Below are 20527 nucleotides of genomic sequence, written 5' to 3'. Positions count from 1 at the left end.
CCTTATTCTCTCCCGGCGCGGTGGCTTTAGTTCTTCTCAAAGCCACCGTTCTCATCTTTATTTAGTCTAAAGTACAGGTAATGAAGTAAGCTAATCCGCATTTAAATTGCATAGTCAAATAAATTTTTCCTCTTGTGGGGAGTAGGGGTTGGGCATCCTGCCCGCCCTCAACATACAAATTAATGCACAACAGCTTAAGAGAGGGATAAAAGCCTTCGGGAGTCTCTCACTTTTGCAGCCAAGCTAGAAATTGGAGTTTTGAGGCAGGAGGCAGAAGGAAAGAGGCAGAAGGAAGGAAGGAGAAGAAGTGTTTTTACAAATATGAGATGCTCCCTTGCTATTGCTATTTGCGGCGGATTCACATTTAGGATACATTTAGGACAGTTCATACTTCCATTATGCAACGCCCGAAAATACACGGGACGGGCGGGACGCCCATCCCACACAAAAAATCAAAATCATCCCGCTATTATGCAACGCCTAAATTATTGATCTCGAAGCTAGTTTGCGACTAGCCTAGAAGGGATTAACGGACTGCTATCAAAATATTTAATTGGGAAACTAAAACGTCCAGATGTTCCGATGTTTATCGTCTAGTTGGTGAACCCTCCTGTGCGGTGTAGTCGCACAGGAGAGCTTGTGAAACGGGGTTTAGTGCTGACCAACTTTATTGCTAAATTCTCACTGCAAAAGATGCTGCTAATTCCCGTTCTGGTTCCATACCAACTGTAGGCGGCATGGAACGATTTGCTACTTGCTCGATCAGTTGTAAATGTTGTGGCAGCATTTTAGCTAAACTGTAGCGTTCTAGGGCGGTTTGACGGGCTTTGATGCGAATGTCTGCCATGCGGGTAGGATGGTCTAAAACTTCATCAATGCGATCGGCTACTTGTTTCGGCGAGAAGTAATCGACTAGCAAACCGTTTTCTCCGTCGCGGATAACTTCTCTGACTGGCCCTGTGTCGGAACCGATTACTAAACATCCGGTTGATAGAGATTCAATCATCGACCAAGATAGCACAAAAGGTCTGGTCAAATAAACGTGTACGTCGGATGCTTGAATTACTTTTAGATACAGTCCATAAGGTAGGGGGCCGACAAAGTGAACTCGCGACAAATCTAGGGGTACTTTTTTGAGCATATAGTCTTTGTAAGACTCGCCGTTGGGTAAAGAACGACCGTAACAAACTCTTTCTGAACCAACGATTACGACGTGACAGTTGGGGCGGCGTTCTTGTACATAGGCGATCGACTCAATGAATTCAGGAAAACCCCGGTAAGGTTCCATTCCCCGCGATACGTAGGTGACAATTTCATCAACGCCAGACAAGTCTAAGTTAGGCAAAATTAGTTTAGCACCTGGGTCTGGTTTGAAGTAATCGGTATCTACGCCGTCGTGGAGTGTGGATAATTTTTGTTGTAATTCTGGCGGAAATTGCGATCGCTGCCAATAAGTTGGTGATAAACCCCAATCGCAAGAATATAAATCGATCAGAATCGGCGCATTTTTGATTCTAATTCTGGCCATATCGTCAACTGTTAAAGGTTCCGCTGGGTCGAAATCTGCGTCGGAACCAATAGCATGATAAAACCACTCGAAATAGCACAGAAGGGGCGTATTTGGAAAAGCTTCTTTGACAAATAATGTCGGCCCCCAACCGGAATGTCCGCAGATAATATCAGGTACGAAACCGTCTGCTTTGAGTTGTTCTGCCATTCTAAATACGGCTTGTCCGTAGATGACGGCACTTTCTAAAGGGCGGACGTATTGGTGAGTCTGCGCGTGGGGTTCCCGGCTGGGGGTAAATGCTGCTTTGCGAACGCCGGGAATGTTCCACTCTGGGCGCTCGTTTTTAGTGCCGAAAACAATTTGATTTTTGGGATCTGCGCCTAAAGCCGTGATAATGTGGCGGTATTGGGCGGGGAAGTTGGGATGGAGAAATAATGCTTTCATTGTCAGTTGTCTGTTGACTGTTGACTGTTGACTGTTGACTGTTGACTGTTGACTGTTGACTGTTGACTGTTGACTGTTGATTGTTGTCTGTTGTTAGTTGGAATAAAATATTTTGAGGCGGCTAAAAAGCTTTTATTTTATTCATTGGGGGTTGGTGCTTTGCAGATCCAGACACAATCTCGCGGTACTGAAGATGTATTTTTCAGGATGATTTCATAGTTTAAATGATGGAGAAATTTTTCCATAATTGTATCAGTCATAACTGAAAATGCTGTGCCGTCTCTGTGCCCTAGCAAGTTTTTGTCCCACTCGCTGGCGAATTTTTGCCACCCTAATTCGCTAAAAATATTTGTGTGGTGAAACACGCAAATTCGATCGCCCCGCAGCAGTTTGGGAATTCGAGTCAGGTAGTTGAATATATCTACCGGCTCTACGTGTACCATTGTATCGTAACAAAAGCAGACATCGGCTGAACCTGGAGCGATGCCGTCTAATGTTAAACCGTCGAGTTTGACGTAAGAAACGCGATCGTCTCCCAAGCGCGATCGCGCCGCTTGCAGCATTTGACTGGAAATGTCGGCACAAATTAGTCGATCGCAATATTTCAGCAGCAGCGAACCGGTTTTTCCCCCGCCGATACCAATTTCTAAAACCGTATGTTCTTTTTTGATGTACGGTGCAATAAATTGCTGTTCTATTAGCGCTTCGTATTCGGCTAAGGAGTTGGCGGCACCGGCAGCTTTACCTATCCATTCGTCGCCAATATGGGCAAGTTCGGCATTAGTTTTTTGCCACTGTTGGGCGTAACTGTCCCAGGCCCTTTCATAATCTACTCTTGGGCGATCGGTCATTTTATCATCGTTCATTTTTGATTATTTTATAGTATTGATGGCTCAATTTTCAATATGTTCCGCAATTCTTGGCAAATTATATTAAATCCTGCCAAAAGTCTACGAGGTGAGTTACTGCCCTTCACTGGGGGGGACGCTGGCACTGTAAAATGACTAATGACGGCTGAAATATGCTTCGCAGAAAATATCTGCATAAGCTTGAGTCATTTCTTCAAAAGTATTAAGTGAATCCAAGACATATTTAGCATTTTCAGCTAACTGCTGCCGCAAAGATTTATCCTCCAATAAACTAATCAAAGCTGCAACTAATTCGTCCGGGCGATCGGGAGTATAAAACAAACCATTAATTCCCGGCCGCACTTGTTCTTTAATCCCAAAAACCGGCGATGTAACAATTGGCAAATCGCAGGCCATCGCCTCCAAAATCACTCTTGGGAAACTTTCGACGCGAGAAGTGCACACAAAAATATCAGCCGCTTTGTAATATTTTCCCGTCTCCCCTGTTTCCGGGACTACTGTCACCCTTTGTCCCAACTCTGCTGGCAATTCCCCCACCAAATCGGCTAATTTATTGCTGTAAATACTGGGGCGATCGCCCACAATAAAACACCTAATTTTATTGTGCCATTTGTCAGGCAAAAGTGAAAGTGCTTTAACTAAATCCTGCTGGCCTTTACGTTCGCATACCGTTCCCAGCAGCAAAATTACCACATCTTCCGCCGCAACACCTAAACTTTTTCTAGCCAATTCAGAATTCTCCGAATTTTCCAATTTGCTCAAATCTAAGCCGTTGTGAATCACTGTAAAATTGTGGTGGCTGTTGAGAGGCAAATACCTGTCCCGCGTGGCATCCGCCACAAAAATCACCTTGTAAGGAAAGCGAAAACACTCTAAAGCTCTCGCCGCAATCTCCGAACCAAACCTGTTAAAATAAGTTTGCCAAGGTTCGCTTTCGTGCACGTTCCACACCACAGGAATTCCGACTTGCCTCGCCGCATCAACTACAAAAAAGTTTTCTAAAGTATTGGCATAAATTGCATCTACTTTTAAACTTTCAATTTCTTTGCTAAAACTGCGGATGGCTTCATCATAAGCATCGCGCTGATAGATGTGTTCGAGAGGATTGTCGCGCACAATTACTTCAATTCCCTGCTGTTGGTAAGCTTGACGCAGGGGCCCGTCTGTTACGCAAAGTACGATCGGCTTAACCACACCCTCAGCCGCCAATTTCACCGCGATTTCGTACTGATGCAGCGGTGCACCCGTGAAATCTAGCGAATTGCTGCACATCAAAACTTTGACACGATTAACAAAACCATTGGCTGCTTCCAACCAACCAGAATCACTAAATTTGCGTTCTTCCTTCTCGGTTACATCCGTTACATCCGTTACAAAATCCGTTACAAAATCCGTTGCCGAACCTTTTTCCTTGATAAAAACTCGTCGAGGTTGAATATGAAAATACTCATCTTCTAAAGACAAGTGAGGACTGTAAAAACTGTCATTTTTGCCCGCATACTTGCGCCTAAAAGCCGCAACTTCTTGAGGATTGTCCGTAAAACCCCTAGAAGTTCCCTCTTTGTGCAACAACTCTGCATCAGGACAATATACGCACCGATAACCGCGTTCTAACAGCCGGTATCCGTAATCAGCATCATTGTAAGCAACAGCAAAATTCTCCTCATCAAAACCGCCCAATTCTAAGAACAATTGACGCGGAGTAATCGTGCAAGCGGCTGTTACCGCAGAGTAATTTCGCGTTACCATCGCTTGAGAAAGATAGCCTCGATTATTCTTGTCCATCAGCTTAAAAGCGTGACCAGCCAAGCCGTGATGCAGCCCGTGAATTACGCCTGCGTGCTGAATTCTGCCGTCGGGATATAACAGCCTCGCGCCGACTGCACCCACGCCCGCGATTTGAGCGTATCCCACCATTTGACTCAGCCAGCGCGGGTTAATTACTTCTGTATCGTTGTTCAAAAACAACACATATTCGCTGTCAACTTGTTCGGCAGCGCGGTTGTTAATGGCTGCAAAACTAAACTTGCCCCCAGGATTTTTTATCCGCAAAACTTGGCAACTTAATTCCTTTAAGTATTCCAGAGTTTTCGGATCGTCGCTTTCGTTGTCAATGACGGCAACTTGATAATTTTTGTAGGTTGTAGTTTCTAGAGAATCCAGACAGGCTTTCAGCAATTTTAGCTGATTTTTAGTAGGAATAATTACCGTTACTGATGGGCCGTTATCCGGGAAATCCTGGGCAAATATCCCCAAATTTTCTTTAATCGCCCATGCGTGCTGAGCGACATTGCCGTTAATTTTGCGGCGGTTTAGTGCGTCTTGAATGGCTTTTTGACCTGCGGAAAAACTGGCGGGTTTCGCGGCCCCAGATATGGCTGTAGAACCGGGTGCGGTTCGCCAGTGATACAGCACTAGCGGCAGGTGCGCGACGTGGCGAGAAATTTCGGTGGCTCTCAAGGCAAAATCGTAATCTTGGGAGCCTTCAAAACCTATCCGTAAACCGCCTATTTCTTCAAAAATGTGTTTTCTTACGGCGCACAAATGACCGAGATACATATAGGAAAGCAGCAGTTCCGGCGACCATTCCGGTTTGAATTGCGGGGCGAATCTGCGACCTTTGGTGTCGATTTTGTCGTCGTCTGAGTAGAGAAAATCGGTGTCTGGATGCGCGGCAAAATATAGGGCGACTTCGCCTAATGCGTCGGGAGTTAGTTCGTCGTCGTTATCTAAAAACAGGATGATGTCGCCTGTTGCGAGGGCGGCGGCGCTGTTGGTTGCAGCGCTGATGTTGCCGTTTTCTGTACGAAATGTGATGCGGATACGATCGTCCTTTTGAACCCAGCCTTTCAAATTTTCAGCAACAGTTAAATCGGTGCTGCAATCGTCGGCAATGCAGAGTTCCCAGTTTGGATAAACTTGATTGATTACACTGTCGATCGCACTTTCGAGAAAATCTATCTGCGGGTTGTAAACTGGCATTACTACCGAAATTTTTGGCAGGGGTTCCCGGCAGGATTTTAACCGAGAAATCAAATAATCGCGCGCGCGATCGTTCCACTGATTCACCTCCAGCCAAGCGTCATACCTATCAATGGGTTGAGGCACCACAAAACCTGCAGGTGGCAGTAAATCTCCCGGCGCAGTAAACTGTTTTTGCTGCCGATAAATCTTCCCCAACTGGCGGAGCACTTTCACAATTTCCCAGGGCAGGGGCACAATTCTACCAAGACGCTGTTTTCTTTCCCTCGCCCGCTGCTGAATTGCGGCTGTAAACCTTGATAACTCCTCAAATTTATCTGCACTTCGCTGCCAGATATGGTAGCGCCGCACTGTCAATTTTTTAGGCGCTTGAAAAGACAAAATTTCCCCGGTCTCTAACTCAGCTTGCAGAGAAACGTGCCATTCCCCTGGCGGCAAATCGACAAGGGCCTCAAAACCGCTTTCCGAACTGTTAACCCAGTCAGGAAACACTTCGCCGACATCTTTGCGCCGCAAACCGTAGGCGCATTCTACAGAATAATCGCCGCACAATAAGCTTAATTTAGCAATTTTGCGATCGTGGTGGCAGCACCAACCTGCAAACAAAATTTGACCCTGACGCTGTTCCCATACCACAGGTACATCTAACGATGCTTGAATCGTTGAAACTAACAACGGATAAGCTGCCAACAAATGCCATTTACCTCGGTCATCTTGCGCTTCCAGTAGCACTTCGTGCCGTCCCGCAGGCGCTTCCAATTCAATGGTAAAACCTGATTTCTTCGCAGCCGGAATATTAGAGTGTGCTAGCGCTATATCACTTCTATCTAGGCCGTAAACGCCGGCAAAACTCTGGTCTTTAATTCTGGCGCGAACTGCTGTAGTCTCTTTTTTTTGGTTAAAAACCCAGCCCACAATTAGCAGGTTGGAATCACAAACTTGCCAAGTAGTGGGTTGATCTAACGAAAAAATAAATTTAGGGAACAAGTCGCGGATTTTGCGCTGAACTTCCCACCATTTTTCTCTCAGTTGCCACCATCGAGAAGACTTGATTGTAGCAATTTCTGCCCGAAAATTTTCAGTTTCCTGGCGGGATTGTTCTAATTTTTCCTGAGTATCCTTTAATCTTTCCTGATTTTGACTTTGTGCTGTTTCTAACTGAAGTAACTCAGCTAACTTTTGCTGCAATATAAATTCAGTCTCTTCAAATTGTACCTGAGTTTGCCCTAATTCCGCTTCTAATTCTAATACTTTCGCTAAAGCTGTTTGAAATTGCGATTCTTTGCCGGCAAGCTGTACCTGAGTTTGGCCTAATTCTGTTTCTAATCCGAGGAGTTTCGCTAACGCTTCTTGAAATTGCGATTCTTTTCCTGAAAGCTGTACCTGGGTTTGCCCTAATTCGGCTTCTAATTTTAAGACTTTGGTTAAAGCTTCTTGAAATTGCGATTCTTTGCCGGCAAGCTGTACCTGAGTTTGTCCTAATTCTGTTTCTAATCCGAGGAGTTTTGCTAAAGCTTCTTGAAAATTTGATTCTTTGCCTGCAAGCTGTACTTGAGTTGCTCCTAATTCTGTCTCTAATCCCAACACTTTCGCCTGGGCCTGGTGAAATTGTTCTTGCCACTGTTTGAGTTCGGAAGATGTGGTTTTTTGCTGTTTTTCCAGCAAGCGGATTTTTAGCCAATCTTCAAATGGCCAGACTGGAGATGCTGGGAAATGAATAACTTGATCGATCGCATCTTTCGATTCGCTGCTAAGATTGCCAGCTTGGGTTTCCAAAAGTTGATAGAGTTCTAATGCTTCGGGAAAATATTTTTCTATTAAACTCGGTCTGTGACTTTTGACAATATCGTTGACTAATAAAGATTCTTCAAAATTGTCGCCCGGTATCGCACCTAAGTTAACATTAAATTTTTCGTTGACTCGATCGAGGAAAAGTTCAGGAGTGTTGCCGATGGGGTAAACGTTTGCTAGCAGACACCGATGGGGGAAGCGTTCGTAAAGTTCTAAAACTTTTTGATTGTAGTGAATCCACATTTTTACTGCCATTTCGGGATTTTGCAGCAAGCTGACATCGGTTCCCCGGCGGTAAAGGGAATCGACTACTTCCCAGGGCGATCGATAAACACAGATAAAATTAGCTTCAGGGAGCAAAGTCAGCCAAAAATCCCAAAAAAGGGCTGTTCGCGGGTCTTTCCAACCCCAATGTTTGTGAGGAAGTTGATTTTGCTCGATCGCCCTTTTGGCGATTTCCACGTATTCTGGTGCTACCGGAATCGTTTTTTCAAACGTACATCCGAGTTCATCAATACCGTGCGATCGCAAAACACTTTTGTGAAACTCCACAAAATCAACATTCTCGAAATGACCTTTCACATTTCCGTCGGCCGGGCCCACTAACTTTTTGCCAATATCAACCCCGACTTTCTGAAACAAAGAAGCTGTTAAAGACGTACCGGAACGGTGCATTCCGGTAACAATAAAAACCGACGGTTTGCTGTCATTTGTACTCACAATTTATCTCCCTTCTCCCTCGCCCTAATTCCCACACCAACCAAATTTACTCACTAATCTCCCGCTAAGCCCAGCTTTCGCCTGACTTGAAACCACGCGCTTCTGAGCTTCCAAAACTTGCTGCTTTCCATTGCCAAAACCCGACACTTCGCTTGCTCTAGTTCTTGCTTGAGATTAATTAGTTGATTTTCAGTTTTCTCCAACTGCATTTGCACAGATACTAATTGATTTTGAGTTTGCTCCAATTGCATTTGAGCTGAAACTAATTGAGTTTGAGTTTGTTGCAAATTTGTTTGAGATTCTTCCAACTTTGTTTGAGTAATCATTAACTTACTTTGATTTTGCTCCCATTCTATCCTAGCCGACTCTAACTGAGTCTCAAGTAATTTGAGTTTTGTTTGAGTAGAACCCAATAAAGACTGCGATTGCCTTTGGTTAACCAGTGATTGAACAGTGCAAGTTTCCAGAATCCATTCCCAACCATAGTTATTGATTGCTTTGACTATTAACACATCCTGCAACCCTACGGTTTTTTTGGGTAAATAACAGCTCCACCCCGACTGCAAAGCCCCATTAGTTTCAAAATATCCAGCCACATCCGGGCGATCGTAAAAAGGCTCGCACCTCTGTACCACCTCACCGTTTACCAGCACTTGCAGTTCCTCAATGCGACCGTCGAGATTCACATCAGCTACCCATCCTTCCAGATACAAATTCTCCTTATTTGTAAAAGCAGCAACATCAATATATCCTTCCGGGTGATGATTGAATTTCAACTCCGAAAAATCTCTAACTAGCTCATTTGTGACAACATACAAATCCTGAAATCTGCATATACCTTTTTTGATGCGGTGAACAAAAGCTTTGCCTCCGCTAACTCGCTCGACACATTCTCTCACAAACTTTTCAGTTACATAAGTTGTGCCGTATTCCTCCTTATCTAAAGACTGGCTTTCGCTTTGAGGACTAAACAATATACCATTAGCCGGCATTTCTATATTGCCTACGCGCAAACACTCATCGTGAACGCTGAACATCAAAATGCCGTTAGGAGTCAACAAATCGTACAAATTTTGCAACCAACTTGTAAAAGTTCTTTCCGGCATATGGCTGAAAAAAGAATTAGCCAGAATGCAGTCAAACTTGCGGTCAATTAAATAATTTTCAGGTTTCCCAGTTGAGACAATACCGTTAACGCCCAAGTATTCAGTTTGAAACTTAACCGCATTAGCATAAATATCAGAAACCCAAATTCGTTCCGGTGGTATTTCCTGAATCAAAAACCTGGTAAATCGACCGTAACCGCAGGCAAAATCTAGAAAAGAAGGTACTTTTTCAAAACTGCCAAAATGCCAGTCCACAACTTGTTTAACCGTATCCAAGATGCGACGCCCGATCGAATAATAGCGCACCAAAGCCCGATCGCGATCGTCTTTGACGTTGTTCAAGCTGAACAAATACATTTCATCGTCTTCGCAGATATTCAGTTTAAAATTTTCGGGAAACTTAGTTTGATCTTGAATAAATGCTTTGATTACGGGATTTTCGACTAAATCTAAATTGATATCGTTCATTGTTTTTACAGAATTTTAGATAACCTCTGTTGACTGCTCTTTCACTAGAGCATCAGCATTAACAACAGTTAAACACGGTTCGATCAGCAAGTCAACGATGCCGTTACCGCAGGACTCAGTACAAGACTGAACTCTAAACATCGCCACATCAACACAGCGATCCAGATAAGTTAAATCTCCATCTACTGTTCCCACAACCCCAGCATTCAGAAAATAAACACCGGGATTCAGCAAACATTTAAAATGAAACTTCACTACAATTGTCGTTCCCGCTTCCACATACCTAACTGACTGAGTAGAAGCCTTCAAAGAAGCACCCGCCAACTCAAAACCACTAATTGTTTTAATCAACATTCCAAACCTAACTTTGGAAGTTGACCGGGAGAAAGTGACAGAGTAAGTATAAATATAATCTTGACGACCGATCAAGTGATTTACCAGATTTCCCTTCAGCGTCTCGATGTGGGGGTTGATAATTTCCGCTCCGCGAGACGGATACCTTACCGTATTCGAGGGTATCATCCCCGGATCGTAAAACTCATCATAATATTCCTTGGGTTTAGAGAGATGTTGCTCCGGTTTAACTTCCCTCTTTGTGCTTTCTAAATTAGCATCCTGAAGGTGGTCTTGACTTTCCTGTTTTGTCAGTTGGTTCAGAGCTCGAATATCTGACTTCAACCCCAGAACCTGATCCGGATCGGCATAAATCAGCTTTTGATACTTAGAAATTACCACCTTCGGCGTGTGAGCGAGCAGTAATTCACCGCTATCCATTAAAATCGCCGAGGTACAAAGTTGCACCACAGAAGTAGCAGCGTGAGAAACAAATAAAATTGTTCCGCCACCTTCCTGAATGCTTTGCAAGCGGGCAAAACACTTGCGTTGAAAAGCTTCGTCGCCCACAGAAAGCGCTTCGTCAACCACCAAAATATCTGGCTCGACGCTAGTCGCAACGGCAAAAGCTAGCCTGACAAACATACCGCTAGAATAAGTTTTGACTGGCTGTTCAATGAAATCGCCAATATCAGCAAAAGCAGCTATATCGTCAAATTTTTCTTCAGTTTCTTTTTGATTGAATCCCAGTAACTGAGCGTTAAAAAACACATTTTGTCGCCCGGTAAATTCCGGGTTAAATCCGCTTCCGAGTTCCAACAAGGCGGAGACTCGGCCTTTAACATCTACGCTTCCTGTGGTAGGAGTCAGCGTCCCTACAATTATTTGCAGGAGAGTGCTTTTTCCCGAACCATTGCGACCGACGATTCCCAGAGTTTGTCCTTGAGGAATTTCCAGATTGATGTCGTGTAGGGCCCAAAATTCGTCCGCCAGTTTTTTGCTGGGGTAAATAATTTCCTTTAAGCGGTCTCCTGGACGATCGTACCGCTTAAAGCATTTGGAAACATTTTTTAGTGAAATTACATTTTCTGTCATCCGATTTTAGATTTTAGATTTTAGATTTTAGATTTTAGATTTTAGATTTTAGATTGATATTATGTCCGCTCCAACGAAAAATAGGTTTGTAATGAGTACGATCGTCCTCTGAATTTTTATGAGGATTTGCATTCCTCCCTAAAAACACCTTTATTGGGATTTTAGATTGAAGAATTGACTTTGGAGCTCAAATAAATTTACAGCACGTCAGCAAAAGCGGGACGCAAACGCCGGTAAACCGCCAAACCTCCACAAAATATAGCAGCAGAAATTAGCGTGGCGACACCCCATTCGCCCCAATGCTTAACTTCTCCAAGCAGGATGAGGTCTCGATAAACCTCGGAGATGGCGGCCATTGGATTCAGCCAAAATATCCACGCTCGCCACTGTTGGGGGATGATTGATGCTGGGTAGACGATCGGCGTCAAATAAAACCAAAAATTTAGAATAACACCTAATGTCTGAGGAATGTCTCGCAAAAATACAGTCAAGCCCGCTGTCAAATATCCCAAGCCAGCAGTTATCAGCAACTGAGGTACCCACACCAGCGGCAGCAAGCATAAAGTAGCGTTGAGCTTTTGCGACGACACTGCTACTATCACGATCAAAGCTGCTAAACCCAGAGAACTTTCAAGAAAAGCTGTAAAAATCGGCACTAGGGGCAGCAAACCGAGAGGAAATACCACTTTTTTCACTAAATTCGGCTGCCCCACCACTGATACTCCCGACTTGATCAAACCGCTGGTGAAGGCAGTCCAAGGCAGCAAACCTGCAAACAACCAGACTCCAAATGTAATGTCGCTGTTTTCTGGGAAGCCTGCAAGGCTGAGCTTTACCTTGAGGACGATCGAGAATACATAAGTGTAAATCACCAATTGCGATAGCTGATTCAGCAGCGGCCACAAATTGCCCAGAATCGAGCCTTTGTATTGAGCTTCCAAGTCCCGGCGCACCAATGTTGCCAGCAGATTCAGCTTCGCCCACCGCCGGGGCGTATTTGCCGGCCGCCGGCCGCCCAGCCTTCGGACCTTTTGGGCAACTCCTTTCACAGTTCTCTGCAATTTTTTCGCCCTCGTTCACTACCTTCACACCTAAATCAACTCAAGCTACAATTGTGCAGCTTTTGCTAAACCGCAATTATTCCACAGCCCCGTCGTTTTGATCAAGCATCTGCCACCCTGGCTTTGGCTTCTTCCTTCTTTCTTCTTTCCCCTTCCTTCGGAGGTTATTTTAGCCGATCGCCGATCGAACTGCCGAACCGATCGCTAGTTTTTGCTCGTCGTCGTAGCCCCACCGCTGGAAAAATTTTTCATACTCGCCGTTGCCACTCTGCAAACTTTCTAGCATTTGCGACGCTATAGTTTGACAGGCTGGCATTTGCAGCATTTGAATTAAATTGCGCGATCGCTCCTGCACTCTAGCAGAATCGGCCGCCATTTCCTCCTTTTGCTGGCGCGAATGATGCACGACCATTGCCGCCGACATCGCCAAATTTTTCACCAGCAGTTCTGCTACGATCTCAGGAGCCGATCGCAGCGCCTCGACTACTCCGGGTGACGGGTTATCTGCCTCCGGTCGATCGTCCGTTAGATAGGTGACAAAAAACCCCCTAGCACCGTTCTGTGTTTTCACCAGAGATGTAACAGCTTGCTGGATGTCGGCTTGTAAAAGTCGATTAGCCTCAATGAACGACAGTAAAGATTGAGTCAGCTCGATCGCCCCCTCAAAAGTTATGCTTTCCGATGCTAATAAAGAAGATGGAATACTCATAACGAACTCATTAATTTTAAAGATTCTGCTAACAAGTGTAAACAATTCCCGCTGCCAGATCGCAGATAAATATGGCTATTATATCCTCCAAACAACAGCCCCCCGACCCAAATCTACCCGAAGACATAGCCCCCGCCCGTCGCAAAAAAGCCGCCAAACCCCAGGCGGAATCTTTGCTAGAATCGCAAGAACTACCCGACGAAATCAACAGTAAACAAGACGACAAAATCCGACCCCAACGCTTAGCTGAATACATCGGGCAAAAAGACTTGAGAGAAGTTTTGGCGATCGCAATTGCAGCCGCCAAATCTCGCGGCGAACCTATGGATCACCTGTTACTCTACGGGCCTCCAGGGTTGGGAAAAACCACAATGTCGCTAATTCTAGCAGCAGAAATGGAAGTTGAATGCAAAATCACCACCGCCCCAGCTTTAGAAAAACCGCGAGATATTGTCGGATTGCTGATCAACCTCAAAGCAGGCGACGTGCTGTTTATCGACGAAATTCACCGCTTATCTAAAGTTACAGAAGAAATCCTCTATCCGGCGATGGAAGACTGTCGGTTAGATATTACGATCGGTCAAGGCAAAAGCGCCAAAATCCGCAGCATTCCCCTGAAACCATTTACCTTAGTAGGAGCAACCACAAAAGTCGGGTCGCTGACATCTCCATTGCGCGATCGCTTCGGCTTGATTCAAAGATTGCGCTACTACGAAATAGACGAACTTAGTCTAATTGTCCAAAGAAGCGCCCAAGTTCTCGACACTCAAATCACCCCAGAAGGAGCCACAGAAATTGCCCGCCGAGCGCGCGGAACCCCCCGCATCGCTAACCGCTTGCTGCGGCGAGTTAGAGACTACAGCGAAGTCAAAAATTTAAAGCCAATTGATGCCGAAGTTGCCTCACTCGCCCTGGAATTATTCAACGTCGATCCGCTAGGTTTGGATTGGACTGATCGGCGAATTTTGACAGCAATGATTGAGAACTTTAACGGCGGCCCCGTGGGCTTAGAAACCCTCGCAGCTTCCACAGGAGAAGACACTCAAACCATTGAGGACGTATACGAACCATACTTAATGCAAATCGGATTTTTGCAGCGGACAAGTCGGGGCAGAATGGTAACTATTGCTGCTAGGAAACACTTAGGTTTTATGGAATAAAAGGAGTAAAAAATGGTACAAGTACAAACAAAAACACTAACTTTGTCCGAGTTTCTAAAACTGCCAGAAACAGAACCAGCTAGCGAATATATCAACGGTCAAATCATCCAAAAACCTATGCCACAAGGAAAACATAGCAAGTTACAGGGAAAGCTAGTCACAAAAATTAACGAGATAGTGGAACCGAAAAAGATTGCCCTAGCATTTCCTGAATTGCGCTGTACTTTTGACGGTAGATCGATCGTGCCAGATGTCACAGTATTTACTTGGGAAAGAATACCAGTTGATAAAAATGGGGATATTGCTAATGTATTTGAAACTTACCCTGATTGGACTATTGAAATTCTGTCTCCTGGCCAGAGTCAAACTAAAGTAACTGGGAATATTTTACACTGTCTGAAAAACGGCACTAAAATGGGTTGGCTGATCGATCCGATGGTGCGCTCAATCTTAATTTATCCCCCTGGAAAGCAACCGGAACTTTTAGCCAAACCAGAAGAATTGTTGCCAGTTCCAGATTGGGCAGCAGAATTGCGGCTGACGGTAGGAGATTTGTTTGGATGGTTGAAACTATAGCAGAACTCAGTTGACAGTTGACAGTTGACAGTTGACAGTTGTTATTGGGTATCAATAATTTTCCAGGCTCTCCCTCCAATTAGCAATTAGCAATTAGCAATTAGCAATTACCAATTAACAATTAACAATTAACAATTCCCCATTCCTCATGTTGCTATACCTCCGAATAGAAAACTTTGCCTTAATTGACTGCCTGGATCTAGAATTTGGCCCGAGTTTGAACGTATTTACAGGGGAAACCGGCGCTGGTAAATCGATTATCCTAGATGCGATCGATGCAGTTTTGGGCGGGAAAGTCGATCGCCGATCGATTCGCACCGGAGCAGCGCGGGCAATATTGGAAGCTACCTTTGAATTGGACAAAGCCGCAGCTTTGTGGCTGGGCGAGCAAGAAATCGAACCCATAGACGGAAATTTAGCCGTTTGCAGCCGGGAAATTAACGCATCAAGCGGTGCTCTACGCACCAGATCCCGCTTGAACGGAATTCTCGTCAACCGCCAGTTAATGGATCAACTGCGCGATCGACTTGTCGAAATTACCGCCCAAGGCCAAACCGTCCACCTCGGACAAGAAACCCTCCAGCGAGAATGGCTCGATTTATACGGCGGCAAAAAGCTCACTGAAGCGCGATCGAGCATCACCTCCGCGTGGCTGGCAGCCAACAGCGCCAAAACCGCCCTCAAACGCAGGCGTCAGTCGGAACAGCAGCGACTGCAAAGACTTGATTTGTTAGAATACCAAGTCCGAGAACTCGGCGAAGCCCACATCGAAGACGCCGACGAACTTGAACACCTAGAACACGAATCAATCCGGCTAGGCCACGTCGTTGAATTGCAGCAGCAAAGTTACCAAGTCCACCAAGCCCTGTACCAAAACGATGGCGACAGCGCATCAGCCGCCGACTTGTTGAGCAAAGCCGAAGTAATTTTAAGCGACATGGCGGTTTACGATGTGCAATTGCAACCAATCCTAGAAATGGTCAGTGATGCTTTAGCTCAAGCCACAGAAGCCAGCCGACAAATTAGCAGCTACGGCGAACAATTAGAAGCAGATCCCGAAAGACTCGAAGAAGTAGAAGATCGGATTCGGGAACTCAAACAAATTTGCCGCAAATACGGGCCGCTCAAAGAAGCGCTCGCCTACTACCAAAGCATTCAAAACGAACTAAATGAACTTTTAGAAGGAGGCGAGTCAATGGAAGCCTTAGAACTCGCATATCAGACCGCTTTAGAGCAATTAAAAGACGCTTGCAGCCACCTCACCACCCTGCGACGCGAAGCAGCCCTCAAACTAGAAACGCACCTCGTAGGAGAACTTAAGCCGTTAGCAATGGAAAAAGTGCAATTTCAAGTCGAGATCTCGCCTTGTACCCCAACTGCTACCGGTGCCGACCAAATCGCCTTTTGTTTCAGCCCCAATCCGGGCGAACCTTTGCAACCTCTGGGCGCGATCGCCTCCGGGGGAGAAATGAGCCGCTTTCTACTCGCCATCAAAGCCTGTTTTTCCCAAATAGAAAGTGCCGGTACGCTGATTTTTGACGAAATCGACGCCGGAGTCTCCGGGAGAGTCGCCGGCGCGATCGCCAAAAAACTTTACCAACTCTCGGACAAACACCAAGTTCTCTGCGTCACCCACCAGCCGCTGATCGCCGCGATGGCTGATTTTCATTTTCGCGTCAACAAACAGACGATCGAAGCAGAACCAAGTATCGGCGAACCCGCAGCCGACTCCGAACCTGTCGAACGCACAGTAGTCAGAGTTGCCGCCCTCAACAGTGAGCAGCGGCGGGAAGAACTCGCCCAACTCGCCAGTGGCCGCTCAGCAACAGAAGCGATCGCCTTCGCCGAATCCCTGCTTGTCGAAGCCGCCGGATTGCGCCAAACTCAGTCTGCCCAACCCTGATCAGACCCTCAAGCCGATCGGGGGGTTAAAAGGCGGAGTTTTTTCAGAGTCGGAGGTTACACTAAAAATGTCAACCGCAAATTTTACAAAAAAAAGCTGAAAGCCCCGTGAATTTATTGGGATGAAAGCTAAGAGCAGCAAAATAGAGAGAAATTCTAGTTAAAAACCACAATTGTGTAGAGAAGGGCACACATCACTAGCAACTGGTAGTGTCACAATTGCGGCTAGTCCCACAAGGCCACCCCTCTTTCAGCAGTCCTCCCCCCAGTACGCATTCTTCTGGGGGCGATCGGCTCAAAGATCGGCAGAACTTACTTAAACCAGGCACGCACAATGTCAAAATCAGTTAATAAACCATTTAAACAAGATTCGCGATCTCTAAAAAGATTGCAGCACTCCCACAGCCTCGTTACTCTCCCTCCCTCCGTTGGGCAGCAAGGTCAACTGAATTTCCCTTGCCTTGTGGCCGGAGTTCTGTAAACTGGGAAATACTTTCACACATACTTGAGTCTTGTGCGACAGGTGACTCACTAATCCACTTCCCCACTCTCTTCGCTTAGAGACTAACCCTTACACTTAAGCTTCTGTAAAGGTCTATGAAATCTGCATCTTCCACCAATTACTCTTCTCTGGACAACGTGATTGATGTCGCTGTTGTCGGCGGTGAAAATCATCATCAGGAACATTATTCTCCCCCGGAAATTAGGAGCAGTGCAATTATCCCGCGCCAAGGAAACCTTTCCGGCATTCTCGACCTTCTAAATAAGCAAAGTTTCACAGTAGTAGTTAAGGAAGTAGAAGACAAACTTAAGGTTGTCAATCAAACCCTGGGAATGCTCGACAATATCCTGGAGAGCGAGGGATTTGACGCCATACTCAACGAGATGTTGCAGTCGATTACCCTCAAAACAGGGGAATTGCTGAATGCCGATCGCAGCACGATATTTTTATTAGACGACGAAAAAAATGAACTCTGGGCGATCGTCGCTAAAGACGAAAATGGCAAAAACTTAGAACTTCGATTTCCTGCCCACGTGGGCATTGCGGGAGAAGTAGCCACGTTCCAAAAAGTGGTTAATATTCCTTACGATTTTTACAACGACGAACGATCAGCTAACGCAAAAAAAACTGATGAAAAAACGGGCTACCGCACTTATACAATGCTGGCAATGCCCCTAATTAATGAAGACACAAAAGAGTTAGTAGCAGTTGTTCAACTGATTAATAAACTAAGACCAAACCACGAAAAATACCCAACTTTAGACGAACAAATCGACAGGCACGGATTTACTCAAGAAGACGAACAAGTTTTTAAAGAATTTGCTCCCTCTATTCGCCTAATTCTAGAATCGTCCAAATCTTTCTACGCAGCAACTCAAAGACAACGGGCAGCCACGGCGCTGATGAATGCCGTCAACGCTCTTTCTCAGAGCAGTTTAGACTTAGAAGATACCCTAAAAAGGGTGATGGATCAGGCCCAAGAACTCATGAACGCCGATCGCAGCACCCTGTGGCTGATCGACGAAGAGAAAGACGAACTGTGGACGAAAATCCCGATGGCCGGCAACTTGAAAGAAATTCGCATACCCAGAACCGCCGGTTTTGCAGGCATCGTCGCCCAATCTAGCGAACCGCTGCTGATTCCCTTTGATGTGTACGACGACCCCCGCGCCGCCACTTCCAAAGAAGTAGATCAAAAGTCGGGCTACCGCACTTGCAGTATGCTTTGTATGCCAGTATTTAACTCGGACAAAAAATTGATTGGCGTCACCCAATTAGTTAATAAAAAAAGACAAGGAGAATTCCCCCCCTACAACCCCCAAGATTGGCCTCACGCCCCCGAACAGTGGAAAGCGAGTTTCAATCGCAACGACATGGAATTTATGAAGGCGTTTAACATCCAAGCAGGAGTGGCGCTGCAAAACGCCAAACTGTTTGCCGAAGTCAAACAGCAAGAACAAAGACAAAAAGATATGCTGCACGCCTTGACTAACGGCGTGATTTCTACAGATAAAAAAGGCAATATAGTAGCGACCAATCCCAGTGCGAAAAAATTACTGGGTGTCAGCGATGCAGAATTAGCCGAAGGTCAATCTTTGCGCGAGTTAATTAAGTTAGAAAAAGGCGATTTTGCCAAGTGGTTTGATGCCTCTTTGTCTCCCGAAGACGATAAGGACCGCCAGCAGTATTACCCGGATCAAGTTTTGCTTTCCTTGGAAGGAGAAGGGCAAAGTATCAATCTCTCCATTAATTCAATGACTGACGCTACCGACCCCAACAAGGTCAACGGCGCGTTAGTCGTCATGGAAGATATTAGCAGCGCCAAGCAAATCAAAAACTTGATGTACCGTTACATGACGCCAGAAGTAGCCGAAGCTTTGTTAGCTTCAGGCGATACTGGATTGGGCGGTAAGCGCAAAAACGTTTCGGTGCTGTTCTCAGACATTCGCAGCTATACCACACTTACGGAAAAATTGCAAGCCGAAGAAGTGGTAGTGATGCTGAATAAATATTTTGAAGTGATGGTAGATGTCGTATTCGAGTACGGTGGGACTCTCGACAAATACATCGGTGACGCTCTGATGGCAGTTTTTGGCTCTCCAGCGCCCCTAGAGGATCATGCTTGGTGCGCCATGCAAACGGCAGTGAAAATGCGGGAAAAACTGGCCCAGTTCAATCGAGAGCGTATGGCACATGGCGAATTGCCGATCGGCATCGGTATGGGCGTACATTCCGATGAAGTTGTCAGCGGCAACATCGGTAGTAGCAAACGCATGGAATTGACTTCGATCGGAGACGGCGTTAACCTCGCCTCTCGCTTAGAAGGCGCTAGCAAGCAGTACGGCACCGACTTGATCATCAGCGACAATACTTACAGAGATTATGCCGATCGGCTGTACGTGCGAGAACTCGACTTTATTACTGTCAAAGGCAAAAGCGAACCCGTAATCGTTTACGAACTCGTCGGCATCCGCGAGGGATACTCGCCAGTGGGCAAGTCACTAACCGAAACACAGCAACAAATTATAGAACATTACACCAAGGGGCGCGAACATTACAAAGCTCCAGTCACCCAAAGACTCTCAGAAAGTGAGGTGAAAAACATCTTAAAGGATGTCGCCGAAATGCCGGAGGCAGAGATTAAGAAACTGTCCTACAATCTAGAGCAACAGTTGGAACACGAACTCAAAAACCTGTTATATCAACTGAAAAAGCTGTCAGAGTACGACCCGAAAAACCTGTCCGAAGCAGACAAACTCATCGTACTGTTGCAGACAGAAATCCAACTGCTGAAATTGGAAGGCATCAAAAACCTCTCGGAAGACGAAGCCAAAATGCTGCTGCAAGCAAAAATCAAGCCCCTATCAGCAGACGATATTAAATACCTGCAAGAAGGCGAAGTCAAAAAGCTGTTGGAAGCAGACATCTTAGAACCATCAAATCCCCAAATCAAGCGGCTGAAACCGGCAGAGATCAGGCAGCTATTGCAGGCGAAAATTAAAAGTCGGGCTTCTGAGACAGTTGCAGAAATGTTAGATGAGGAATTTGAAAACCTGGGACTCGATCGGGTGAAAAAACTGCTGAGCGAGTTTAAGAAAGCCTTAGAACCAAAAGCCAAGCAAGCCTTTAAAGACGCTGAACGCGAATTTAACGCCGTTCTGGAAGTTGACCCAAAAAACAAGGCAGCTAAATTGCACGTCGATCGCTGTATGTTATTTCAACATCGGTTTTCAGACGTACTCAACTGGGATGGTGTGTGGAATCTCACAGAAAAATAGCAGTGGCCCACAGCAAATGCT

Annotated in this window: 11 protein-coding genes; 4 read left to right on the top strand and 7 right to left on the bottom strand. The window is 45.6% G+C overall.

Translation table 11 applies throughout. From position 1 onward, the window contains the following. Positions 1 to 673 precede the first annotated feature (673 nt). The 7 genes from QUA83_RS19265 to QUA83_RS19235 form a co-directional block, all read right to left on the bottom strand. Positions 674 to 1954, bottom strand: a complete 1281-nt coding sequence (locus QUA83_RS19265) for a glycosyltransferase family 4 protein (protein ID WP_333101594.1) — start codon at positions 1952 to 1954, stop codon at positions 674 to 676. A 137-nt stretch (positions 1955 to 2091) separates the two neighbouring features. Continuing rightward, on the bottom strand, positions 2092 to 2820 hold the full coding sequence (locus QUA83_RS19260; protein ID WP_333245035.1) for a class I SAM-dependent methyltransferase: 729 nt from the start codon (positions 2818 to 2820) through the stop codon (positions 2092 to 2094). Between the two features lie 138 nt (positions 2821 to 2958). Beyond that, positions 2959 to 8316 (bottom strand): glycosyltransferase, encoded by a 5358-nt coding sequence (locus tag QUA83_RS19255; protein ID WP_333295162.1) that lies wholly within the window; start codon positions 8314 to 8316, stop codon positions 2959 to 2961. A 53-nt stretch (positions 8317 to 8369) separates the two neighbouring features. Beyond that, entirely contained in the window at positions 8370 to 9890 is a 1521-nt protein-coding gene (locus QUA83_RS19250) for a methyltransferase (RefSeq protein ID WP_333295161.1), read from the bottom strand. A gap of 15 nt (positions 9891 to 9905) precedes the next feature. Next, positions 9906 to 11318: an ABC transporter ATP-binding protein gene (locus tag QUA83_RS19245; protein ID WP_333295159.1), complete on the bottom strand. Its 1413-nt coding sequence runs from the start codon at positions 11316 to 11318 to the stop codon at positions 9906 to 9908. A 197-nt stretch (positions 11319 to 11515) separates the two neighbouring features. Continuing rightward, positions 11516 to 12367: an ABC transporter permease gene (locus QUA83_RS19240; protein WP_333295158.1), complete on the bottom strand. Its 852-nt coding sequence runs from the start codon at positions 12365 to 12367 to the stop codon at positions 11516 to 11518. A gap of 181 nt (positions 12368 to 12548) precedes the next feature. Then, positions 12549 to 13088 (bottom strand): hypothetical protein, encoded by a 540-nt coding sequence (locus QUA83_RS19235; protein ID WP_333295156.1) that lies wholly within the window; start codon positions 13086 to 13088, stop codon positions 12549 to 12551. Between the two features lie 71 nt (positions 13089 to 13159). Here QUA83_RS19235 and ruvB point away from each other — a divergent pair, with 71 nt between their 5' ends. The 4 genes from ruvB to QUA83_RS19215 all read left to right on the top strand — a co-directional run bounded on the left by ruvB (position 13160) and on the right by QUA83_RS19215 (position 20506). Next, positions 13160 to 14248 (top strand): Holliday junction branch migration DNA helicase RuvB, encoded by a 1089-nt coding sequence (gene ruvB, locus QUA83_RS19230; RefSeq protein WP_333295155.1) that lies wholly within the window; start codon positions 13160 to 13162, stop codon positions 14246 to 14248. Between the two features lie 12 nt (positions 14249 to 14260). Next, positions 14261 to 14824, top strand: a complete 564-nt coding sequence (locus QUA83_RS19225) for a Uma2 family endonuclease (RefSeq protein WP_333295154.1) — start codon at positions 14261 to 14263, stop codon at positions 14822 to 14824. 148 nt (positions 14825 to 14972) lie between these two features. Next, on the top strand, positions 14973 to 16727 hold the full coding sequence (gene recN, locus QUA83_RS19220; protein ID WP_333295152.1) for a DNA repair protein RecN: 1755 nt from the start codon (positions 14973 to 14975) through the stop codon (positions 16725 to 16727). 596 nt (positions 16728 to 17323) lie between these two features. Continuing rightward, a complete protein-coding gene (locus QUA83_RS19215; protein ID WP_333295150.1) occupies positions 17324 to 20506 on the top strand; it encodes a GAF domain-containing protein in 3183 nt (1060 codons plus the stop codon). The last annotated feature ends 21 nt before the right edge of the window (positions 20507 to 20527 follow it).

It is taken from the genome of Microcoleus sp. K1-B1 (genome assembly GCF_036704705.1).
Taxonomy (GTDB): domain Bacteria; phylum Cyanobacteriota; class Cyanobacteriia; order Cyanobacteriales; family Microcoleaceae; genus Microcoleus.
This window is presented reverse-complemented; position numbering and strand designations above follow the sequence as displayed.

Coding starts and splice junctions, on each gene's coding strand:
- ruvB (WP_333295155.1), top strand. CDS start 13,160: ATGGCTATTATATCCTCCAAACAACAGCCCCCCGACCCAAATCTACCC.
- QUA83_RS19215 (WP_333295150.1), top strand. CDS start 17,324: ATGAAATCTGCATCTTCCACCAATTACTCTTCTCTGGACAACGTGATT.
- QUA83_RS19265 (WP_333101594.1), bottom strand. CDS start 1,954: ATGAAAGCATTATTTCTCCATCCCAACTTCCCCGCCCAATACCGCCAC.
- recN (WP_333295152.1), top strand. CDS start 14,973: ATGTTGCTATACCTCCGAATAGAAAACTTTGCCTTAATTGACTGCCTG.
- QUA83_RS19250 (WP_333295161.1), bottom strand. CDS start 9,890: ATGAACGATATCAATTTAGATTTAGTCGAAAATCCCGTAATCAAAGCA.
- QUA83_RS19245 (WP_333295159.1), bottom strand. CDS start 11,318: ATGACAGAAAATGTAATTTCACTAAAAAATGTTTCCAAATGCTTTAAG.
- QUA83_RS19225 (WP_333295154.1), top strand. CDS start 14,261: ATGGTACAAGTACAAACAAAAACACTAACTTTGTCCGAGTTTCTAAAA.
- QUA83_RS19235 (WP_333295156.1), bottom strand. CDS start 13,088: ATGAGTATTCCATCTTCTTTATTAGCATCGGAAAGCATAACTTTTGAG.
- QUA83_RS19260 (WP_333245035.1), bottom strand. CDS start 2,820: ATGAACGATGATAAAATGACCGATCGCCCAAGAGTAGATTATGAAAGG.